The 16576-nt window shown below is 37.7% G+C and carries 15 protein-coding genes and 1 pseudogene; 1 reads left to right on the plus strand and 15 read right to left on the minus strand.

Annotation, left to right across the window (positions count from 1 at the left end; translation table 11 throughout):
- The first annotated feature begins 265 nt into the window (after positions 1-265).
- Entirely contained in the window at positions 266-1078 is an 813-nt protein-coding gene (locus LCM00_RS18935) for a hypothetical protein (RefSeq protein WP_224905012.1), read from the plus strand.
- Positions 1079-1448: 370 nt separating this feature from the next.
- Here the strand turns inward: LCM00_RS18935 and LCM00_RS18940 are convergent, their stop codons facing one another.
- The 15 genes and pseudogenes from LCM00_RS18940 to LCM00_RS19010 all read right to left on the minus strand — a co-directional run bounded on the left by LCM00_RS18940 (position 1449) and on the right by LCM00_RS19010 (position 16575).
- Positions 1449-2681 carry a multidrug effflux MFS transporter gene (locus LCM00_RS18940; protein ID WP_224905125.1) on the minus strand — a complete coding sequence of 411 codons (1233 nt, stop codon included), beginning with the start codon at positions 2679-2681 and terminating at the stop codon, positions 1449-1451.
- A 222-nt stretch (positions 2682-2903) separates the two neighbouring features.
- Entirely contained in the window at positions 2904-3737 is an 834-nt protein-coding gene (locus LCM00_RS18945) for an NERD domain-containing protein (protein WP_224905014.1), read from the minus strand.
- 350 nt (positions 3738-4087) lie between these two features.
- Positions 4088-5083: a YifB family Mg chelatase-like AAA ATPase gene (locus LCM00_RS18950; RefSeq protein WP_318247630.1), complete on the minus strand. Its 996-nt coding sequence runs from the start codon at positions 5081-5083 to the stop codon at positions 4088-4090.
- Between the two features lie 85 nt (positions 5084-5168).
- Positions 5169-5936, minus strand: coding sequence for an IS21-like element helper ATPase IstB (istB, locus tag LCM00_RS18955; RefSeq protein WP_224905016.1), 768 nt, complete (start codon positions 5934-5936; stop codon positions 5169-5171).
- A pseudogene (gene istA, locus LCM00_RS18960) lies at positions 5936-7489 on the minus strand (IS21 family transposase). The gene istB and the pseudogene istA overlap by 1 nt, the downstream one beginning before the upstream one ends.
- Before the next feature lie 185 nt (positions 7490-7674).
- Positions 7675-8799, minus strand: a complete 1125-nt coding sequence (locus tag LCM00_RS24775; protein WP_224905127.1) for a transposase — start codon at positions 8797-8799, stop codon at positions 7675-7677.
- Positions 8765-9235, minus strand: coding sequence for a transposase family protein (locus LCM00_RS18970; RefSeq protein ID WP_318247631.1), 471 nt, complete (start codon positions 9233-9235; stop codon positions 8765-8767). The genes LCM00_RS24775 and LCM00_RS18970 overlap by 35 nt, the downstream gene beginning before the upstream one ends.
- A 90-nt stretch (positions 9236-9325) precedes the next feature.
- The gene (locus tag LCM00_RS18975; RefSeq protein ID WP_224905018.1) at positions 9326-9823 is read right to left on the minus strand and encodes a magnesium chelatase domain-containing protein; all 498 of its coding nucleotides are present in this window, start codon (positions 9821-9823) and stop codon (positions 9326-9328) included.
- Positions 9793-10380, minus strand: a complete 588-nt coding sequence (locus tag LCM00_RS18980) for a transposase (protein WP_224905020.1) — start codon at positions 10378-10380, stop codon at positions 9793-9795. The genes LCM00_RS18975 and LCM00_RS18980 overlap by 31 nt, the downstream gene beginning before the upstream one ends.
- Before the next feature lie 574 nt (positions 10381-10954).
- Positions 10955-11941: a UDP-glucose 4-epimerase GalE gene (gene galE / locus LCM00_RS18985; RefSeq protein ID WP_224905022.1), complete on the minus strand. Its 987-nt coding sequence runs from the start codon at positions 11939-11941 to the stop codon at positions 10955-10957.
- Positions 11942-11981: 40 nt separating this feature from the next.
- A complete protein-coding gene (gene rfbB, locus LCM00_RS18990) occupies positions 11982-13001 on the minus strand; it encodes a dTDP-glucose 4,6-dehydratase (RefSeq protein WP_224905024.1) in 1020 nt (339 codons plus the stop codon).
- Complete coding sequence (gene rfbD / locus LCM00_RS18995; RefSeq protein WP_224905026.1) at positions 13002-13856, minus strand: dTDP-4-dehydrorhamnose reductase; 855 nt, start codon at positions 13854-13856, stop codon at positions 13002-13004.
- Positions 13853-14422, minus strand: coding sequence for a dTDP-4-dehydrorhamnose 3,5-epimerase (gene rfbC / locus LCM00_RS19000; RefSeq protein WP_224905028.1), 570 nt, complete (start codon positions 14420-14422; stop codon positions 13853-13855). Before rfbC ends, rfbD begins: the two co-directional genes overlap by 4 nt.
- Before the next feature lie 15 nt (positions 14423-14437).
- The gene (gene rfbA, locus LCM00_RS19005) at positions 14438-15316 is read right to left on the minus strand and encodes a glucose-1-phosphate thymidylyltransferase RfbA (RefSeq protein ID WP_224905030.1); all 879 of its coding nucleotides are present in this window, start codon (positions 15314-15316) and stop codon (positions 14438-14440) included.
- Between the two features lie 71 nt (positions 15317-15387).
- Positions 15388-16575, minus strand: coding sequence for an O-antigen ligase family protein (locus tag LCM00_RS19010; RefSeq protein WP_224905032.1), 1188 nt, complete (start codon positions 16573-16575; stop codon positions 15388-15390).
- Position 16576 lies beyond the last annotated feature (1 nt).

Genomic DNA, 16576 nt, shown 5'->3' on the forward strand with positions numbered 1-16576 from the left:
GAAGCTTTAAGCGTTTTCGAGCCAAAATCTTATTAACTCATAAGTATAAAAAGTTGGGTGTGCATATTGGATAAGGGTGAAGCCCTTTGGACCTCACCCCAACATTTGACGTAGAACCTTTAAAATATATATGGATAAGCCGATAATATATCGAAAAGATACTTACTTAGTTGCCTATATAGGTAGGTATTTTTTGAAAAAAATAGCTTATTATATAGTTTATTTAGGAAACTTTAAAGAAATATATTAAGGAGTGTAAAGTAAGATGGGGGCTATTGACAGATTATTAAGAAAACCCATGATTCAAAAAGCGTTTTGCGTTTTATATAAAAACAATTATAAAAAAAGTATTGTAGATAAGTTTTTAATTAAAGCAGAGGGAGAATGTTGGATTGAGGGCACAAGGAATTTTTCTATTAATATTTCAACCCATGCATTTGAGCGTTGGAATGAGAGGGTAGGTCCCATTTATACTAATTTCGAGGAATTAGAATATATAATAAAAACTTTATTTAATCTACCTCTTAGAATAACGTGGCTATCTCCATCTCTTGGAGCTATTGATTCAGATATATTATTTATATATGAGATAATAGATGAACAAGTGATTATCAAGACATTTTATGGTAGAAAATCCTTGCAACCAGCTCTTAATCACTTCAAAGATCTAAGGAGATATAACTACTCCGAAGATACGGTGAACTTATCACATACACAAGATTTATTAAAAACTCAACAACCTCCACTTATTCCATTTGAGATTGTTTTATTCAGTGGTAGAACTCAGAGTTATTACATTGAGAAGTATTCGTTGGAGGGAGAAAAATCTTCTATCTATTTAAAAACAATAATAAATAAAAAAATTGTAGAAGTTATTGAGATTGATTTGTCCAAACCTCAGCAACCAATATTTAACAGAAGCGTTTTATATATTCTTCATAAATTAGGACATAATAAATTCGTGTTAGATCATCTTCTTTTTCATAAACCAGAAGCAGTTCATGAATCTTTTGAAAAATTCGAGTTAAGAAAAAGAAATTACTTAGAAACACAATTAGTTTCAATTGTCACCAAATAGTTGACCTGGTCGCTCATTTAAAAGCTGACTTCCCTCTTGTAATTTCGAGCACATCTATTTGAGAAGATGTTACTCACCATTCACAAAGATGTTACCAGCCTTGTATGTCACTCATTCAAAAAGGGAGCGGCTCATGGCACCGTATACTAACCGGTATGATAAGAATAAAAAGCGTTGCGAGACTGTTAAAGTAAGTAATTCTGCAGGATAATTTGCTATTGATAAATTTAATGGTACAGCCTCGTCATACTCCTATAAATAAACAAAGTGTAAATGCTCATACTATATAAAGCATTTTTATGCCCTATAGAAAAACACCTTCCCCCTCGATCCGTTACCGAGCAGAAAGGTGTTTTTTTAATTTTATATATTACAAACTGTTATGAACAGAAGCACCTGATTCTTTCTGACGCAAAGACCCTTTCCTCACCAACAAGAAGTAAGACAAAAAAGCCAACAAGCTCGCTGCCAAAATAATAATCCCCATTGGAAGAGCAGAATACTCACCCGCTACTCCAACAAGTGGAGCTGTTAAGGAGCCAAGCAGGAACGGCAGCACCCCTAATAAAGCAGATGCACTTCCGGCCACATGCCCTTTCGTTTCCATCGCCAGGGAAAATGATGCTGTTCCGATAATACTGATGGACATGACTAAAAAGAAAATAGGAAGCGCAACTAATAGAAGCGGTGCCTTTAGTAAAAGGGCTGTCAGCAAAAGAATAGCAGCTGTATTGGAAAGCCCTAATCCAATTTTCAAGAATGTTTTTTCCGGTATATAATCTGCTAATCGGCCAACCAGTTGAGTCCCTATGATTAAGCCGACTCCATTTACGCCAAATAAGAAGCTGAATACTTGAGGGGAAACTCCATAAATGTTTTGGTAGACAAAAGAAATACCTGACACATAAGCAAAGATTCCGGCTGTGATAAATCCTTGAGTAAAGGCATATCCCGCAAATTCACGGTCCTTTAATAACATTCCAAAATTCTTAATGACCTGCTTGAAGTTTCCCGCCACCCGTTTTTCAGTTGGCAGCGTTTCTTCAAGTTTCAAGGTAACAATGAATGTAAAAATCATGCCTATACCAGCCAGGACAATAAAAACTCCTTTCCAGCTCGTAAACGTCAGAATTGCACCGCCTATAATTGGCGCAATAATGGGACCAAGATTTCCAACCAACATTAAAGAAGCAAAAAACTTCGTTAGTTCTCGCCCGCTAAACAAATCCCGAACAACGGCTCTTGAGATAACCAATCCCCCTGCAGCTGCAAAGCCTTGAATAAAACGGGAAACGATCAATGTATAAATATTGGGTGCGATAGCACAAGTGACAGAGGATAAAAAATACAAAGTAAGGAAGATGAGCAATGGTTTACGGCGGCCATGCACATCACTCATAGGTCCTATAACTAATTGACCTAATCCGAGCCCTAATAAACAAGTGGTCAAACTGATTTGGACCAGCGAAGCATTCGTATGAAAATCATTAACTATAGTAGGAAATGAAGGCAAATACGTGTCAATCGTAAATGGTCCTAAAATGGCAAGTGACCCCAACAGAAAAGCTAGCTGTACTCTTTTTTTCTTTGATAAGTTCAATATTCTATCGCCTTTCTAATGAAGTAGATTAATTGTTTGATTATACCTTTGTCATTGTATAACTTTATGCAGGGTTTTTCACTTAATATGCAATGTTATAATTTTACTTTTTTGGTGAACCTTTTTTATTTACTGGGCTCTCTTGGAGTGGCAAATAGAGAGCTAAGGGGATAGGTACCCTGGCTCATTTTAGACTGAGCCAAGATCCCTGTCCCTGTCTCTCTTTCATGAAACTTTCTTTGTATATCTACATGTCGGAAAGTTGCTACACCCGTAAAAGGTCCCGTACTTCCCTCTCTTAAAAGATAATCTGTTACCACATTTAGGGCATGCATTTTGACTTACTACTTTTTCCTTGTGTACTTTTTCTTTCCGGTTACTTTTTATATCTGCTACATGTTTTTTCTTGATCCTTCTCTTCTTGTTCTTATCTGAAATGATTAAATCATCAAGTGCACGATTGATCTGCTTTAAATCTGAATCATTAATCCTTTGAACGTTATACTCCCTGATCACTTTTGTTAATTGCGGAATTTGGATAACCCTTGCTGATTTAAAATTATCATTAAACTTTAAAGTAGAGTTTTGAGAAAAAGCAATAATAGAGCAGAAGGATTCTAATTCTTCTTTGCCTATGTAACTTTTTAAAGCTTTTATATGACCATAATTTTGCCAAATTGGATTGAATAATTTTTCTTTTCGTTTGTAGATCGTCTGCGTCCAATATCTCTGATTCTCTTGTCCAAATATCCACCCTTGATAATGTTTCGTTTCAATTACAAATATCCCATAAGGTGATGTAACTATATGATCGACTTGTGCCGTGCCACCTTCCCCATTTGGTACATAAAGATCATGGTATATATTATAATACGTGCCAAGTTTACTTAATGCTTTATTCACATACCACTCACCTACGGCACCTTTCATAACTGGATACCGCAGTTTTAACATAATAATTCCAGCTAAAAGTAAGAAACCAAATACAGCAGGGGCAAAGAAAAATAGTATAGGCAATAGAACGATGATTGCGAGTATGATAACCAGCTCTTTTTTCATGCTAAACATTTCTCCTAATTTAAAATATTCACTTCATAATTTTACCATTAAATTTTGTGGATTTTTTACTTAAGTAATGAATCCTGTAGAAAAGTTTTTAAAAAAAGAGCCCCTTCCATCAAGGAAGTGAGCATTAGGAACTTAAACGAATGTTTGGCAATTGCACTATTAATCAAACGTTTGATTATTTGCTCGTTTATTCAAAGCGGAACAGTGATGCAAAGTTCAGTTCTGCCTGCCACTCAAAATGAAAAGGCTCCTTGAAACCTGCTGTAAAACAAAAAAGTGACAGGCACCTTGATCCCCACTCCTTATTAGTACCCGTCTCTGCTTTTTATACAGTATCCAAATCACCCTTTAATCATCAAAGAACCATCCCGCTTCCTCCTAACCTCCGGAGAACAGTTCAGCTCAATAGCCTCCCAGATGCTCTGGTCTGATATATCCTTGTTCCCCTGCAAATCCGATACTGTTCGGGCCAAACGGATGATTTTAATATGAGTTCGGTTGCTCCAGCTTTTCTTGATGCTAATCTGCTGCAGGTTTCTTTGCTGCTCAGGTGTTAAGGGGCTGCTATTTAACAATTCGGCATAAGATACTTTGCCGTTTCCTGTTTCCTTTCCATACCGCTCATATTGCCTGCTTCTCGCCTCTTCCACTCTGCTTCTTATCATAGAGGAAGAATCTGGGTTTCCTTCAGAAATGGATCTCAAACGGACCGGGTGCAAGGATAGATTGATATCAAAGCGATCGCGCAGGGGGCCGGAAAGCTTATTTTGATAGGCTGTTATTTGTTTGGGGGTGCAGGTGCAATAACGGGAGCTGGAATTGGCATATCCGCATGGGCAGGGATTCATGGCGCCGATCAGGATAAAAGAAGCCGGATATGTGACGGAGGCGTGGGTTCTGCTTATGCTGACCCTGCCGCTTTCCAATGGCTGCCGCATCATATCGAGGGTTTTCCTCGTGAATTCGGCCATTTCGTCAAGAAACAGCACACCGCGATGAGCAAGCGAAACCTCTCCGGGCCTGGGATATTTACCTACTCCGATGATGGACACGGAAGAAGCTGAATGGTGAGGGTGGCGAAAAGGAGGGACTTCTGCCTGATTCCATGAGCTGCCGCTTAATTGATATAAGCTGATCATTTCAAGCTGTGCTTCTTTTGAAAGAGGGGGCATGATGGAGGGGAAAGTTTCTGCCAATAGGCTTTTCCCGCAGCCTGGTGGGCCTGTCATAAATAAATGATGCTCCCCCGCCGCAGCTACTTCCAGCGCATATTTCGCAAAGGAATGCCCTGCAATTTTATTAAAATCGTTATATATGACCGGGCTCTCCTTTTTCATCACTTCCGGAAGCAGCTGTATCAGCTCTTGTCCGTTGAGGTGCTTGATCTGTAACCGTCAAGTAGTTTTGAACAGTTTCTGCTCATTAAGTTTGAACACTTTTTGCTTCAAAAATTGTTCTCCGATTTTTAATTCGATAACTTTCTCCGTTTAAATGAATTACTTCAACTCTATGAAGCAACCGGTCTAATATGGCTGTTGTTATTCCTTTGTCTCCCATCAACTCTCCCCATTGTTCAGGTCCTTTGTTTGATGTAAGAATGATTGAACTTCGTTCATACAAGTCGTTGATAAGATGAAAGAATAGATTAGCTTCCCGTTGATCCATAGCCATATACATTAAGTCATCTACAATGATAAGATCTGCTTCTTTTATAGCTTTAAGTTGAAGCTGGGATTTACGGAGATAATCCTGGGTCTTAAGGATATTTATTAGTTCTCCCATTGTGTAAAAGGATACTTTATATCCGTTTTGAATGGCTTCCAGTCCTAGGCCAATCGCAATATGGGTTTTTCCCACACCAGGCGGCCCCAAAAGAATCATATTGTATTGCTGTTCAAGCCACGTCAGTTCTTTTAGTTGCTCTAATTGACGGGTGCTGAGAGATTGCTGTTCGGAAATCTTAAACTCATCAAGTGTTTTATAATATGGAAACTTAGCCTTTTTCAGTCTCTTTTCCCTGTTCTTCTCCTCGCGGCGCTTTAGTTCAAAGGATAGTGTTTCCTCTAAAAATTCCAGATAAGTCCACGAGTGCTTTTCTGCATTTCGAAGCAATATGGGCAATTCATTTGCTGTTTCCGCCATCCGAAGATGGCGGAAGTATTCTTGAAGCTGCTGTACCGATCGTGTCATTATTTAGGTCCTCCCATAATCTCTACATACGTTGCCAGTTCCCTTGTTTGTGCAGTGGCTTTTATTGCGGTGGTGTTCTTCTTCATTTCCTTGAATGTAGGGGGAGGAAAGGATTCGTTTTCTGTCAATCGGTGAAGGTGCTGAGCGACATCACGAAGATCATTCGCACTCCAAAGATGTTTTTTAACGCATTGGATAAGGGCGTCATCAATGACATGCCGATACTGGTTAATCGTATGTTGAATGATTTGGAGATGGTCCCTCATGTACCTTGGATATCGGTAACCAACCTCTTGGATGAATTGTTTTGCTTGATTAGGATTTGATAATTGACGTATAACAGTTTCTTTATAAGCTTCAATTCCTTTGGAACGATCTCTTCCGTGGTTCCGGTTTTTAATCAATTCTCCTTTTCCCAGGCATAATCGATGACGGGCAAGGATGTCTCCTTGCGGAGTGGCCGTAATGATCAACTCATTTTCTTTTACTTCAATATAAACGGTATTGTCACCCTTTGGCCGGTAGGTTCCGAGCGGCAGGGAATATCGGTTTGACTTGTATTTAATGACATTGTCCTTATGGACAGTCCTTGTTATACTGTTATTTAGATTGCTCTCAATAGAGAGCAGGGATGAGACTGGTCTTAAGTGTTACTTTTCCAGGGCGTGCACTTCAGCCGGTCTCTTTTTTGTTGTGTTATGTACGTTTTGGTTGCCTGTTCTTTCAAGCCAGGCAAGGCACTTTTCATTCCAGCTCTCCAGGTTGAAGAAGGTTCGGCTTTTGGCAAAGTTCCCTTTGATGAACTTGACCACATTTTCTATCTTTCCTTTGCTTTGAGGATCTGCTTTCCTGCATAGATAAATTCTGAAATCACGTTCCTGCTTATACGCTTGAAAGTCTCCTGTAAGAATGAGATCTCCGGCATTTTCATTTACTGTAATCAAGTGGTCTTGGTCGTAAACCATTTCTTCCGGCATTCCTCCAAAGTACTGAAAAGCACTTTCATGACAACGGATAGTATCTCTTGTGGTAAACGGTCTGTCTTGCCACTCCACATATTTGTATCTGGAATGCGATAGAACAAATGATATAAAGTATAGTTTCACTTCTTTATTATCCGTATTTTTAACTTTCATTTCTCCCCAGTCTACCTGTGCCTGCAAACCCATAGGAAGTTCTTCTATTGCTTCATGATCACGTGTGCGAATTACTTTTGGGATATGGTAAGTATCTCTCAAGTCACTTACATAACTTCTTAGGGTGCTGCTTCCAATTGTGATGGATGGGTTCTTTTCCTTCAGCCAGTCTTCAATTTGAGCTGAGGAAAGATCGGGATGTTCTTTTAGCCACGTAAGGATGAGATCCCGATAGGGATCCAACTTCTTGCTTCTTGTCTTAAGTGTAGAAACCCAATCTGTTGCTTCATCGAATGACATCTCCAAGTATTTATAGACGGTGTTCCTTGATATTCCTAATTTCTTAGAAATAGCTGCGACTTTAAAGCCTCTTCCTCTTAGTTGATTTACTTTGATATACAAAACTAGTTTTTCCACCTTTCGATTCCTCCAGCTAGCACGATGTTTAAAAATATCATCATAGCCTAACTGAGGTGATTATGGGTGAAAAAGTGTTCATTTTTATCGAGCAAAAACTGTTCACTTTAGGGTTCTTACGAACAAGTGGTGAAAGTTGAGTTCTATTCCTCACACACTTTATGGGAATTTTATTAAAATAACATTTAAAGTCGATATGTCATCCTCTTTTTCAATATGAGAATGCTCGCTCGTCCGTACATCATTCTCTTGATGAATTTCAACCGGTTGACCTGTCCTTCGAGTAAACCATTACTAAACTGGAGTAAAAAGGAATTCTTGATAGCCTCAAGATCAGATCTTAACCGTAAGGCATATGAATGGAAAGGTTTTTTTCGGCCTTCAAGCTGGCCATTAAGCCACAATAGAAATAAGGGATAGTCCCTTTTTTCGATGGCAAGGCGGCAGCATTCTATGGAATCATGAAGTTCCTCTAAGAAAGGAAAGAGTGCAATACATGCCTGATATCTTTCAAATTCTATCGGATTCAGTCTTTTTTCACCCATCCAAAGGTATTTAACTAACGTCTTGCGTGCTAGCCGGTACTCTTTCGAATATTCGCCTGTTGCCTTCAGTTCTTTTCTTAGCTGCTCCACTGCCATTCGAATCGAGGAATACGTACCTTTATAACCGAGGGAAACTATAAATTCGAAAAGCCCTTTTACTGTAGTCCCACCCCTTACCCTTTCTTCTATGATCTCTGCAAACTGCTCAAGCTGGCCTTTTCTTTTCCCCCTTTTTGTTTCTGGTGGTTCCTGCGTTTCCAGGTATTTGTGGATGGTTCTCCTATCAAGCGAGTATTGCCGGGAAAGCTGGGAAATGTTCTTACCGGATTGACGGGCAGCCTGTACTTCTTTAATGAGTTCCCATTTCTGTTGTTTCCTTCCTTCCATTCTTTCTTCTTGTTTGGTCATGGGAATGGAGGGGTTATGAGACTCGCGCTTCCAGACAATCTGAGAGGGGATCTTTGACAATAAGTGATTGTCGAGATGCTTATATAGATTCTGGACATAGTGAAAACGGTCATAGACCTGGCGTATGGAAGGATCGGCTTCCCTGATGGCCCGCCTGAAAGCCTGATAGCCATCCCGGCTCACCACCTGGACATGCGGATGCCTTTGAAGCCAGCCTGTCAGAGTTTCCTGCAGGCGATCCGGAAGGATGTCGAGCGCCGTGTTGGTTTCCAGGTCACAAATAAGTGTCCCGTAGGTATGTCCTTTCAATAATGCAAAATCATCAATGCCAACGAAAGGGTGACACCTCCTGTGAATCGGGAGTGTGGCGGATGAGGTTCAGCAGGGTATCATGGCTCACTGGCAGGTGAAGGTGCTTCGTTAGCTTTTCAGCATTGAGGCAGCTGGTGGAAAACGCTAATTTTCGAAGTAACTCCTCGGCACGGAGTGTCCTTCTTTTCTTGGGCAGGATCCAATCATATCTTTCCGTAAACACTTCCGTGTTACAGGACGGAGAATCACAAAACCATTTCCGGGCCAGAAGTAGTAGTTCGACTTGTTTATTGTTCATCGGCAAATCCTGGATAGCCCTTGAATAACGACTGTGCCTTCTGGTTGTGACAGTTTGGCAGGCAGGGCACATGGAGGAATGAGTGGAGGGCTCAACGACAAGCGTGATCTTTTCTTCAGAGGCTTCAACAGAATGTACAGTCAATAAAGGGTCTGGGAGTGGAAAAGGAATGGAAGGTCCCATGGTTTGTCTCCTTTTTCATTTCCCTATACCCACATATTTTCTTTTGGAACCGCTCACCAAAAATCCGTAAGAACCACTTTAGTCTAGCAGTTACATGATCACATCTTCCAGGGAAGTTACATAGATGATTTCCATTTCACGAAACTCCAACTGCGGCAGTTTTTCATCATAGGGCATATAAAGCTTTTTAATTCCGAGTTTTTTGGCAGACAGTACACCTGGAAGCATCCCTTCCACCGGCTGCACTCTGCCATCCAGGGAAAGTGCCCCGATAAAGGCGGTGCTGTCGGGGATATGTACATCCAGTCCTTTTAGACTGATCAATGTACTAACCGCCATCGCCAGATCAAACATTGGACCATTTTTCTTTTGTTCAGCCGGCGAGAGATGAATGACAATCTTTTGACCGGACAGGGAATAGCCTAAAGCGTGCAAGGCGGCTGCCACCCGCTCCTTCGATTCTTTGACCGAGGCATCCGGCAGGCCTGCAATAATAATAGAATCTGTTCCGAGTGACGCCCTTACTTCCACCTGCACAATATAGCCTTCCATTCCTTTTAATCCAATACTGGCCGACCTGGCATACAAAGCAGTCCCTCCTCGATCTCTTCATTTTTTTCAACAAACTTGCGATATTCATCTTCAGCTGGTTCACGGAAATAGGATAGTGTTCTATTGTGGGCAATATGAGGATTATTCTGTGTGAGGTCAATATAAGAAGGATAGCTGCTCCACGGACAGTCATACAGATCACTGACCATTCTGGCTTCCAGGGGATTGCGGTGGATGTAGCGGCTTGCTTCTAAAAAGTACGCATCTGTTTCAATCAGCTTGGCACCATAACGCCCCTGAAATACATGCCCGTCTGTTTTCAACCGCTGATTCAGATAAATAGCATAGCGTGGATGTAGTTCTTTCATAATATGCTGGATATGATGCTGTGAGGTTTCAAGCTGGAGATGAAGGTGGTTGGTCATGAGGCAATAAGAATGAAGAATAAAGGGCATCATACTGCGGACATCTTCCAATATCGTAAGGTACATCTTAAAATCCATATATTCCAGGAATATCGCCGCCCGCCGATTCCCCCTGGCAACAATATGATACAGAGCACCTGGATACCAAACCCGATGCTGTCTGGGCATCAAATCCCTCCCTCGATAAAACATATGTTCCACAAGTAATTTTAAGTCATCCCTCCCTCTCGTCAATTAATATCTCTAAATTCAGAATATAGCCTGCATCCTTACCATCCTAAACTATTAAAGTTGCCAAGGTCTATTGCAGGATGAACCGCCTCAACGCAACTTGGCTCTTTTACACTTCCTAAATGCATACATCTACACATTTTTTTAATCTGAAATTCTATAACTCTATATCAAACACACTTCCCAACTCCAGTAAATCCCTTGGCAAACCAATACACATGCTTCTTCAATATCAGTTCCTTATCAAATCTCTTACACTTTAGTGCTTCACTGAATGTGGGGTCAGGCCCCCGATTTTCACAGCATTACTACAATGAATAATACTGCAGCGCATTCTGCTATTGGTAAATGTAAAGCAAATCCCGGCCATCCCTTGACTAACACTCTTTAAAAACCTGACAGACCTAGTCAGCCCTCACCATTAACTTTATTTTAATAATTACATCAACCCAACCCTCTGTGAAACACATTTGTGAAACAAGAAAATGCGGGGAGTGACAGCACCCTAAACTTAGGACGAATAACCATTGGGATTATTCCGATGCCAGTTCCATGCATCAGTAATTATTTTCTCTAGTGTATCAAACTGTGGTTTCCAACCTAAAATGCTTTTTGCTTTCTCCGAAGAAGCAATTAAGACTGCTGGATCCCCAACCCTTCTTTTTTTTACCTCGGATGGAATTGGATGTTCTGTTACCTTTCTTGCTACATCAATCACCTGTTTAACTGAATAGCCGTTTCCATTACCAAGATTAAAAATTTCACTTGGGCTATCTTTTCTTAAATATTCTAATGCTAAATAATGTGCTGAGGCTAAATCCATTACATGAATATAGTCCCTTACACATGTCCCATCTTCTGTAGGATAATCATCACCGAACATGTAAATTTTTTTCCTTTGACCAAGTGGCACTTGTAAAATCAAAGGGATTAGATGGGTTTCCGGATCATGTTCTTCCCCAATATTACCACTTTCATGAGCTCCAGCAGCATTAAAATATCTTAATGAGACGTATTTAATTCCATAGCCTTGATCAAACCACTTCATCATTTTTTCTATAGCTAATTTTGTTTCGCCATATGTGTTCGTTGGATTATTTTCATCTTTTTCAAGAATGGGAATATTCTTTGGTTCTCCATAAGTAGCTGCTGTTGAAGAAAATACAATTTTATTTACATTGTTTTCTTTCATTACATCCAATAAACACATCATGCCATATACATTATTATGGTAGTATTCAAATGGCTTTTCCATACTTTCACCTACTAAGGAGTTAGCAGCAAAGTGAATCACCGATTCAATATTATGTGATTTAAAAACATTATCTAAAGCCTTTTTGTTTCTAAGATCAATTTGATAGAATTGTTCTATATAAACTGATTGTTTATGACCGCTCTGTAAGTTGTCGACCACAACCACATCTTCATTCTGATCTATGAAGTATCTTACTGTATGAGAACCAATATAGCCAGCCCCACCAGTGATTAAGATAGTCACTATGTTAACCTCCTTTCGTTAGAATTTTAATCAGAAAATGTTAGAGAGTGTATTGTTTCACAAAATAGTTCTGGTATTCCCCACTAATAATTTTCTCCCACCACTCTTTATTATCAAGATACCAGTGAATTGTTTGGGAAATTCCTGTCTCAAATGTGTAACTAGGCTTCCAACCTAGATTTTCAAGTTTAGTAGGATCTATTGCATAACGTTTATCATGACCTAGACGATCTTTAACAAATTCAATTAAATCTTCTGATTTACCTAAAGTTTTTATTATCATTTTAACTACTTCTAGGTTGGTTCGTTCATTATGGCCACCTACGTTATAAACCTCACCATTAACCCCTTCATGTAGTACTAAATCAATGGCCGCACAGTGATCAATTACGTGTAACCAATCACGAATGTTTTTCCCATCACCATAAACCGGAACCTTTTGATCGTTTAAGACACGCGAAATGGTTAATGGAATTAATTTTTCTGGAAAGTGATATGGACCATAATTATTAGAGCAACGAGTGATGTTTACAGGTAATCCATACGTTTCATGATAAGATCTAACTAATAAATCAGATGACGCCTTGCTTGCACTATAAGGGCTATTGGGTTGTAATGATGTCTCTTCTGTGAAGAATGTAGTTGGATCAAAATCTAGATCACCATATACTTCATCTGTTGAAACATGAACAAACTTAGTAACATCAATGGCTCTTGATGCATCTAATAATATTTGTGTGCCGACTACATTCGTTTGCACAAACACCCCAGGATTTGTAATGGAACGGTCAACATGGCTTTCTGCAGCAAAATGAGCAACGTAGTCAAATTTTTCTTTTTCAAAAAGTTCCATTATTTTTTCACGGTCAGCTATATCCACTTTAACAAAGTGATAATTGTCTTTTGTTTCAATATGTTTGTGCTTTGTTAAATCTCCAGCATAGGTTAATAAATCTAAATTACAAATGTCATATTGAGGATACTTGTCCACCATATATTGAACAAAGTTACCGCCAATAAACCCGGCACCACCTGTAACAAGAACTTTTTTTCGTACCACTTATTCCACCTCTTGTGCTAATTCATTTAAATAATGTTTTAAAGCATCCTGCCATTTTGGTAATGGTTCAAATCCATTGTCAATTAGCTTTTGCTTTGACATACGTGAGTTTTTAGGTCTAACAGCACGTGTTGGATATTCTTCTGTTGAAATTGAGTTTACTATAATATCTTTGTTTTCTTGCTGAAAGATTTCAGAGGCAAACTCGGCCCATGTACAAAAGCCCTCGTTGGATGCATGATAGATACCGTACTTCTCCGTTTGAATCATATCAATTAATAAACGTGCTAAATCAAATGTATATGTCGGTGAACCATATTGATCTCCGACAACACTTAATTCTTGACGATTTTCTGATAATCGAAGCATGGTACTTATAAAATTATGTCCATTGATTCCGAATACCCATGAAATACGAATGATAAAATAATCTTCAATTAAATCTCTGACAATCTTTTCTCCCTCATATTTCGTTAAGCCATAATAGCCTATTGGATCAGGTTTATCAACTTCCATAAAGGGTTCGTCACCTTTCCCATCAAAAACATAATCACTACTGATATACATAAACTTTGCATTTACTTTCTTAGCTGCTGTAGTAATATATTTCGTACCTAATACATTTACATTCCAGCAGGTATCTTTATCATCTTCTGCTTTATCAACTGCTGTATATGCAGCACAATGGATGATTACATCTGGATTTGTTCTTTGTATATATTGATAAACTTCTGATTCATTAGTAATGTCAACATCTTCTCTACCAATCCCCGTCATACTTATTCCACGCTTTATACCTTCACGTACAACATCATAACCAAGTTGACCAGTGTAACCAGTTACTAAAACCTTCATAATACACCACTGCCATAATTAAAATTATTTTTAGCATATTTTAATAGAGGGGCTTTTTGATCTTTTTCTGAAAGAATAGGAGTTATGTCAATTGGCCACTCAATACCAATTTCAGGATCATTCCAAATAATACCGCGATCATTTTCTGGTGAGTAAAGCTCATCTACCTTATACTGTACCTCAACATTATCTGTTAAAGTTATAAAAGCATGTGCGAAGCCTTTTGGAACTAATAATTGTTTTTTGTTTTCATCTGATAATTCAATTCCAAACCATTTACTGAAAGAAGGGCTATTTTTTCTGATATCAACAGCTACATCAAAAATAGCCCCCTTTGTGCAACGTATTAACTTTGTCTGTGCTTTAGGATTTAGTTGATAATGCAATCCTCTTAATGTACCTTTAGCAGCAGAAAAAGAATGGTTATCTTGAACAAAATTTAAATCTAATCCAATTTCCAAAAACTTTGCTTTATTATAAGTTTCCATAAACCAACCTCTATAATCACCGAAAACAGTTGGTTCAATGACTTTTACGCCTTCCAAATCAGTTTTAATAACCTTCATAATTTCCCCCTACCGTTAATACTTTATTTCTCCGTTTGCAACTTTCAATAAATATTGACCATATAATGTTTTAGAAAATAATTTGCCCGACTTTAATAACTGTTCTTTATCAATCCATCCATTAATATAAGCTATTTCTTCAGGAGCAGCAATTTTAATTCCTTGATGTTCTTCTACAGTCTTCACAAAATTAGTAGCTGAAACTAAACTTTGATGAGTACCAGTATCCAACCATGTATAACCACGACCTAATAGTTCAACTTCAAGTTCTCCGGTATTTAAATAGGCTTCATTTACTGATGTAATTTCTAATTCACCACGTTCAGAAGGTTTAACTTCTTTTGCAATCTCCACAACACGATTATCATAAAAATAAAGGCCAGTTATTGCATAATTAGATTTTGGCACTTTAGGTTTTTCTTCTACACTAATTACTTTACCTTCAACATCAAATTCTACAACTCCAAAGCGTTCTGGATCTTGAACGTGATAGCCAAACACAGTTGCTCCAGAATTTTTATTTGCAGCGCGTTGAAGGATTTTCCTTATGCCGCTTCCATAGTAAATATTATCTCCTAATATCATGGCAACAGAATCTTCTCCAATAAATTCTTCTCCGATTAAAAAAGCTTGAGCTAAGCCATCTGGGTTTGGCTGAATTTCATATTGAAGATTTATTCCAAATTGAGAACCATCTCCAAGTAGCGACTCAAAACGCGGCGTATCTTCTGGGGTAGAAATAATTAAAATTTCACGTATACCTGCAAGCATTAAAGTAGATAGCGGGTAATAAATCATTGGCTTATCATATATTGGTAATAATTGTTTGCTTGTTACCATTGTTAACGGATATAATCTAGTACCACTACCACCGGCTAGTATTATTCCTTTCATATAGCACCTCCAAAAATAACAAAAATCAAGTTTTTAGCAATTATTGACTCTGTACTAAAGCAAATTTATATTTATTTCCCACTCACAGTTCTATAAATAGATTGTTCTATTAATAGATTAATTGTACTGGCGAAAGTAAGAATAACAAAAAATTCCGGATAAAAATTCAAATCTGTAATTGCCATTATTAAAAAAGAGAATATTGCGCAAGAAATTACCACCGTAATTTTACTATTTTTAAATTTAGATATTTTATGAGTAATAATAAATAATAAGACTAGAAATACAACTAAACCAACAAATCCTGCTTTAAGTATAATTTCTAAAATCTCATTATGTGAATGAAGTCTATATCCTGTTATCTCATAGATTATAGGGATTCTTCTCACACCATAACCAAATAATAATGTTTTCCAATTTCCCAAACTATCTTGAATTGCTTTGAATGCGACATCCCATATTAATGTTCGTCCATGAAATGTTAGGTCTTTGTGTAATATATCAACAATAAAAAAAGAGAATATTTCCTGTGCACGCTTAATAACAATTAAGTAATATATGACTAACCAACTAAGTATTAATTGTTTGATACCAATTACCTTATACATATTTCTAAGGTAAAGAAAAAATAAAGATATCCCTAAAATTATTAATCCTCCTAATCCAGTAGCAGACCAAGAGTAAATTATTGTAAATACACCAATATAAATGAAAGTAGTATAGAGTATGGATTTCTTCTTTGTCATTACCAAATATAAAATGCCAACTACTATAAATAATAATATTGTCTTAGATACCGAATTATCTGCCTCAAGAAAATATACCGGTATTCCTCTGTTATTTAAAAGTAAACCGTTAGGGCTAATGATACGTGTAATTATATGAATCAATACTTGTGGTGCTAAAATCCAGAATATTGTTTTCAAAATAAAAATAGCTTTATTATGGACAATGGAAATATACACCATCATACATAATGCAATCAGATGTAGTGTACTTACTACAAAATATGAATATAAAGAATGATTTACAATTGATGATAAAAAATATATTAGTTGAAATAAAATTAGAATACTCATAAAGCCACTTTTTTTTGAATAAAAAATGTAGATAAAAAAAATCAAAAACATCGAAGCTAGTGACCAAAAATAATAAATACTATTAATTATTGGAATAGCTCCAAAAAAAGCAGGTTCAAAAAATGGAATCATGAGAAATACTATCAAACCGTTACTAATATTCAAACGATTGTATTTCATG

The organism is Bacillus infantis (assembly GCF_020171945.1).
In the GTDB taxonomy this organism is placed as follows: Bacteria; Bacillota; Bacilli; order Bacillales; family Cytobacillaceae; genus Bacillus_AB; species Bacillus_AB infantis_A.